Here is a 4,994-nt window from a genome sequence, read left to right on the forward strand (position 1 = left end):
CGCTGCCCGGCGCCGACAGCGCCATAGGCGAGGCGTCCGGCTTCGCCGCCCTCGCCGGCAAGGACGGCAAGCTCGTCGGCGGCGGGTCGCGGAAGGCGCAGTCGCGGACGCCGTACGGCTGGTCCACCGGCTCCTGGACCACCTCGGCGTCGCCCGCCTGGAGCCGCTCGAAGGCGCCGTCGACGTCGGTGGTGGCCAGGACGATGCTCGCGTAGGTGCCCTTGGCCATCATCTCGGCGATGGTGCGGCCCTCGTCCTCGGTGATGCCCGGGTCGGCGGCCGGCGGATGCAGGACGATGTTGGTGCCGGGCTGGCCGACGGGCCCGACCGTGATCCAGCGCATGCCCTCGTACCCGACGTCGTTGCGGACTTCGAAGCCGAGGGTGTCGCGGTAGAACGCCAGCGCGGCGTCCGGGTCGTCGTGCGGCAGGAAACTGGCGTGAATGTTGAGGTCCATGGCCACCACGCTAGTTTCGGCTCGGGGCGGGCGCTTCTCGATTCCTGACCGGTCTGGTGACCTGCTTCGCCACGCACGACGGGATCCCCGCGGTGGCGCGCGCCGCCTCGCGTCGATAGGCGCTGGGCGGCATGCCGACCAGCTCGGTGAAGCGGGTGCTGAAGGTGCCCAGCGACGAGCAACCGACCTCGAAACACACCTCGGTGACACTGAGGTCGCCGCGGCGCAGCAGGGCCATCGCGCGCTCGATGCGCCGCGTCATGAGGTAGCTGTACGGCGACTCGCCGTACGCCTGCCGGAACTCGCGGCTGAGATGCCCGGCCGACATGTGCACACCCCGGGCCAGTGCCTCCACGTCCAGCGGCTGTGCGTACTCCCGGTCGATCCGGTCCTTGACCCGGCGCAGGCGCGCGAGGTCACGCAGGCGCTGCGCCGAGATGGGTCTGCTGCTCACATGCCGGATCGTGCCACATCGCACGGACATTCGGTCGATTTCGGAGGGAAGAGCCGGTATCCCGGGCCGGTGCCTGTCAGGTGAAGTACGTGTCGAACGTTCCGATCCACCATGCCGCGAGGGGCAGGAGGCACACCTGCACGCCCGCTGTGATCCAGCAGCGGCCGAGCACCGCGATCCCGAAAGTCCACCACGCGGTGGAGCGCAGTGCGCTCACGACTCCGGCCTGGTACCCCTGCCCCGTGGAATCGACCATGCCGGGATAGCCCATCCAGTCCTCGGTGAAGACCCCGTCCGCTCCGAACACGAGGATCGCCGACACGAACCACAGGTCGGCCAGGAGGGCCGTCACGGCGAGCGCCACGTCGAAGCGCCGGAACGCGGGCGCCGGCAGCAGCAGCCGTAGCGCGGGGTGCCCTTGGCGGCGTATCCAGTCCCGCTGCCGGACGCGCACCAGCGTGACGACGGCGAAGACCAGCGCCCCGAGAGCCGCCGCCCACCCGCCCATGAAGACCAGCCCGAAGAACATCATCCCGACACTCACGCCGGGCCAGATGCCGCGCCGGGCCGGAGCGGTTCCCTCCGCGTCAGGGGCGGGTGGGGCCCAGAGGCGCCCCGGCCCCACCGCCGGCCGGCCCCACCGCCTGAACGTTCCTGCCCGGTCTCACACCCCCGCCGCGGCCGCGTCCGTCCGCTTCGCGAGCGCTGCCGCCGCGGCGCCCACCAGCCCGGCGTCGGTGCCCATCTGGGCCGGTGCCACGGTGAGCTGCCGGACGAAGGACAGGGTCGCGTAGGCGCTCAGAGCCTTGCGCAGGGGGGCGAAGAGGACGTCGCCCGCCTTGCCCACTCCCCCGCCGATCACCGCTATGTCGATCTCCACGAGGGTCGCGGTGGCGGCGATCCCGGCGGCCAGGGCCTGGGCGGCACGCTCGAAGGAGGCGACGGCTACCGGGTCGCCGGACCGGGCGGCGGCGGCCACCGCCGCGGCGGACGTGTCACCGTCGGGGCCGGGCCGCCAGCCGTTCTCCAGGGCGCGCCGGGCGATGTTGGGACCGCTCGCGATGCGCTCGACGCAGCCGTGCGAGCCGCACGGGCACAGATCGCCGTCGAGGTCCACGCTGATGTGGCCGATATGGCCGGCGTTGCCGGTCGGCCCGGGGTGCAGCCGGCCGCCGAGCACCAGGCCGCCGCCGACACCCGTGGAGACGACCATGCACAGCGCGTTGTCGTGGCCGCGGGCGGCGCCCTGCCAGTGTTCGGCCGCCGTGATCGCCACACCGTCGCCGATCAGCTCGACGGGCAGGCCCCCGGCCGCGGCCCGGACACGCCCGACGAGCGGGTACCCGCGCCAGCCGGGCACGTTCACCGGGCTCACCGTGCCCGCCGAGGCGTCCACGGGCCCGGCGCTGCCGATGCCCACGGCCGTGGCACGCTCCCACAGCGGCGACACGGTGAGCTCGCCGAGCACCTCCTCCACGGCCCGCATCACGGTGTCGCCGTCCTCCCGGGCGGGCGTCGGCCGCTGGGCGCGGACCAGGATCCGGCCGTGGCCGTCCACCAGAGCGCCGGCGATCTTGGTGCCGCCGATGTCGAGCGCGGCCACGAGGTCGGTGTGCATCAGTGTCGGATCTCCCCGTCAAGCATGAGAAAAACGCCGAGAAAAACATCGGGCAGGGCAAGCGGTGGACCGGTCCCGCACGGGTGCGTGGGCCGGAGATTGCGGTGGACAGTCTCCCCCGAGGCTGACAACGTTGTCCAGGCTCTATGCTCGACGCCACATCCTCATACAAACCCAGGACCGACGCACCCCCGTGGACGACAGGACAGGACACCGCACCGTGCCCCAGACCCCCCTCCGATCCGCAACGCGCTACGGCACCCGGCCGACCATGAAGGACGTCGCGGCACGCGCCGGAGTCGGGCTCAAGACGGTCTCCCGGGTGGTGAACGGGGAGCCGGGGGTCACCCCGGAGACGGAGCGGCGGGTCCAGGAGGCGATCGACGCCCTCGGTTTCCGGCGCAACGACAGCGCGCGGGTGCTGCGCAAGGGCCGTACGGCCAGCATCGGCCTGGTCCTGGAGGACCTCGCGGACCCGTTCTACGGGCCGCTGAGCCGCTCGGTCGAGGAGGTGGCCCGCGCGCACGGAGCCCTGCTGATCAACGGCTCCAGCGCGGAGGACCCGGAGCGCGAGCAGGAACTGGTGCTGGCCCTGTGCGCACGGCGGGTGGACGGGCTGGTGGTGATCCCGGCCGGTGACGACCACCGGTATCTCGAGCCGGAGCTCAAGGCGGGCGTCGCCACGGTGTTCGTGGACCGGCCGGCCGGGTACATCGACGCGGACGTGGTCCTGTCGGACAACTTCGGCGGCGCCCGCGGCGGCGTCGCCCATCTCATCGCACACGGGCACCGCCGGATCGGCTTCATCGGCGACATGCCCCGCATCCACACCGCCGCCGAGCGGCTGCGCGGCTACCGGGCGGCGATGGAGGACGCGGGCATACCGGTGGCGGACTCCTGGATGTCCCTCGGCGTCACCGACCCCGAGCGGGTGCGCAGGGCGGCCGAGAAGATGCTGTCCGGCCCGGACCCGGTCACCGCGATCTTCGCGGCCAACAACCGGGTGACGGTCACCGTGATCCGCGTGCTCGCCGAGCACGCCCGGCGCGTCGCCCTGGTCGGCTTCGACGACATCGAGCTGGCCGACCTGCTCCAGCCGGGCGTCACGGTCGTCGCCCAGGACGCGGCGGACATCGGCCGCACCGCGGCGGAACGTCTCTTCCGGCAGCTTGACGGCACCCAGGTCACCCCCGAGCGCATCGAGCTGCCGACCCGGCTGATCACCCGCGGCTCCGGCGAGCTGCCCCCGGCGGACTGAGGCGGCCCATGGATCACCCCACCGATCGCACGCTGCGGGCACTCGGCCTGGCCGAGGCGCCGCGCGAGCATCCGCTGCTGTATCCGGGCGCGTGGCCTGCCGACTCCGGGCTCCTCGACGGGGACTGCTTCCTGCCGCTGGGGCGGCTGGTGTACGAGGACCGCACGCCGGTCCTCGCCATCGGCTCCAACGCCTCCCCGGGACAACTGCGGCACAAGATGGCCGAGTTCGGGATCATGTCGCCTCTCCCGATGGTGAAGACCCGGGTGCGGGGTGTCGACGCGGGCGTCTCGGCGCATGTGAGCCGCATGGGGTACATGTCCGCCTCACCCGTCAGCGCCCCGGACACCGTGCGGGAGCTGTTCGTCCTCTGGCTCGACGACGAGCAGCTCGCGGTGATCGACGCGAGCGAGGGCGCGCCCGTGCCGAGCGGCAACTTCAACCGCGCCTGGCTGCCCGCACCCGATGTGCGGATCGACCTCGCGGACGGCACCCGTCTGCCCGGCGCGTACGCGTACGTCAACCGGCACGGGGTCCTGCACGACGGCACCGGCGCGCCACGCACCCACCCGGGCCAGCGGGCGCTGCTCACCGAGCTGCTCTCCGGACTGCCGCGGTTCAGGGAGCTCTTCGGCGTGGTGCCCGAGGAGTTCAGCGCGCGGGCCCGCGGTGACCGGCGGTTGTGCGAGCGGGGCACGCGGCTGTTCATCGAGGAGAAGCTGGTGACCGCCTCCGGCCTGGAACGGTACGTCGGCTCCGGACCGGCGGGGTCTCAGCAGACCGGGAGCCCGGGGACCGGCGCGTCGTTGTCCCCGCCCTTGACGTAGACGTCGCTGACCCAGACGTCCGTGTTGCCGCTGTCGTCGTCGGTCTTCGCCCACCAGACGTTGGTCCACCGGCCGTCCGTCTCGCGGCGGCCCAGGTTCTGCTGGCAGTAGAAGTAGTTGGTGCCCGCGTTGAGGATTCCGACCTTGGTGCCGGAGGCGGTGTAGGAGTCGGCGGTCTTCCAGACCTGGCAGTTGTACTTGCCGCCGCCGATGGCGTGGCAGGCCGGTTCGGGGGCCGGGGTGGTCGGGCCGCCGCCCGTCCCGCCGTCGCCGGATCCGCCTCCGGTGTCGCTGCCGCCGGAGGTTCCCGATGTCCCTCCGGTGGTGCCGCCGGAGGACTTGGCGGGGGCGGAGGTGGTCGCCCGGCCGGTGGGCTCGGG

At 72.8% G+C, this 4,994-nt stretch carries 5 protein-coding genes and 2 pseudogenes; 2 read left to right on the forward strand and 5 right to left on the reverse strand.

Annotation, left to right across the window (positions count from 1 at the left end; translation table 11 throughout):
- Nucleotides 1-82: 82 nt before the first annotated feature.
- From ACFTZL_RS40775 to ACFTZL_RS40790, 4 genes and pseudogenes are all read right to left on the reverse strand, one after another.
- Nucleotides 83-457 (reverse strand): annotated as a pseudogene (locus tag ACFTZL_RS40775) (VOC family protein); the annotation flags it as partial.
- 10 nt (nt 458-467) lie between these two features.
- Nucleotides 468-941, reverse strand: a complete 474-nt coding sequence (locus ACFTZL_RS40780; RefSeq protein WP_382594389.1) for a helix-turn-helix transcriptional regulator — start codon at nt 939-941, stop codon at nt 468-470.
- Between the two features lie 46 nt (nt 942-987).
- The gene (locus ACFTZL_RS40785; protein ID WP_382594392.1) at nt 988-1,455 is read right to left on the reverse strand and encodes a hypothetical protein; all 468 of its coding nucleotides are present in this window, start codon (nt 1,453-1,455) and stop codon (nt 988-990) included.
- 120 nt (nt 1,456-1,575) lie between these two features.
- Nucleotides 1,576-2,529 (reverse strand): ROK family protein, encoded by a 954-nt coding sequence (locus ACFTZL_RS40790; RefSeq protein WP_382594395.1) that lies wholly within the window; start codon nt 2,527-2,529, stop codon nt 1,576-1,578.
- Nucleotides 2,530-2,722: 193 nt separating this feature from the next.
- Between ACFTZL_RS40790 and ACFTZL_RS40795 the strand changes: the two genes are divergently transcribed.
- Both ACFTZL_RS40795 and ACFTZL_RS40800 read left to right on the forward strand, forming a co-directional pair.
- Nucleotides 2,723-3,787 (forward strand): LacI family DNA-binding transcriptional regulator, encoded by a 1,065-nt coding sequence (locus tag ACFTZL_RS40795; protein WP_382594398.1) that lies wholly within the window; start codon nt 2,723-2,725, stop codon nt 3,785-3,787.
- An 8-nt stretch (nt 3,788-3,795) separates the two neighbouring features.
- Nucleotides 3,796-4,614 (forward strand): hypothetical protein, encoded by an 819-nt coding sequence (locus tag ACFTZL_RS40800; protein WP_382594400.1) that lies wholly within the window; start codon nt 3,796-3,798, stop codon nt 4,612-4,614.
- Here the strand turns inward: ACFTZL_RS40800 and ACFTZL_RS40805 are convergent.
- Nucleotides 4,560-4,994, reverse strand: a pseudogene (locus ACFTZL_RS40805) (serine/threonine protein kinase); the annotation flags it as partial. The gene ACFTZL_RS40800 and the pseudogene ACFTZL_RS40805 overlap by 55 nt on opposite strands.

The sequence above is a fragment of the Streptomyces sp. NPDC056948 genome, assembly GCF_042674225.1.
Classification (GTDB): domain Bacteria; phylum Actinomycetota; class Actinomycetes; order Streptomycetales; family Streptomycetaceae; genus Streptomyces; species Streptomyces purpurascens.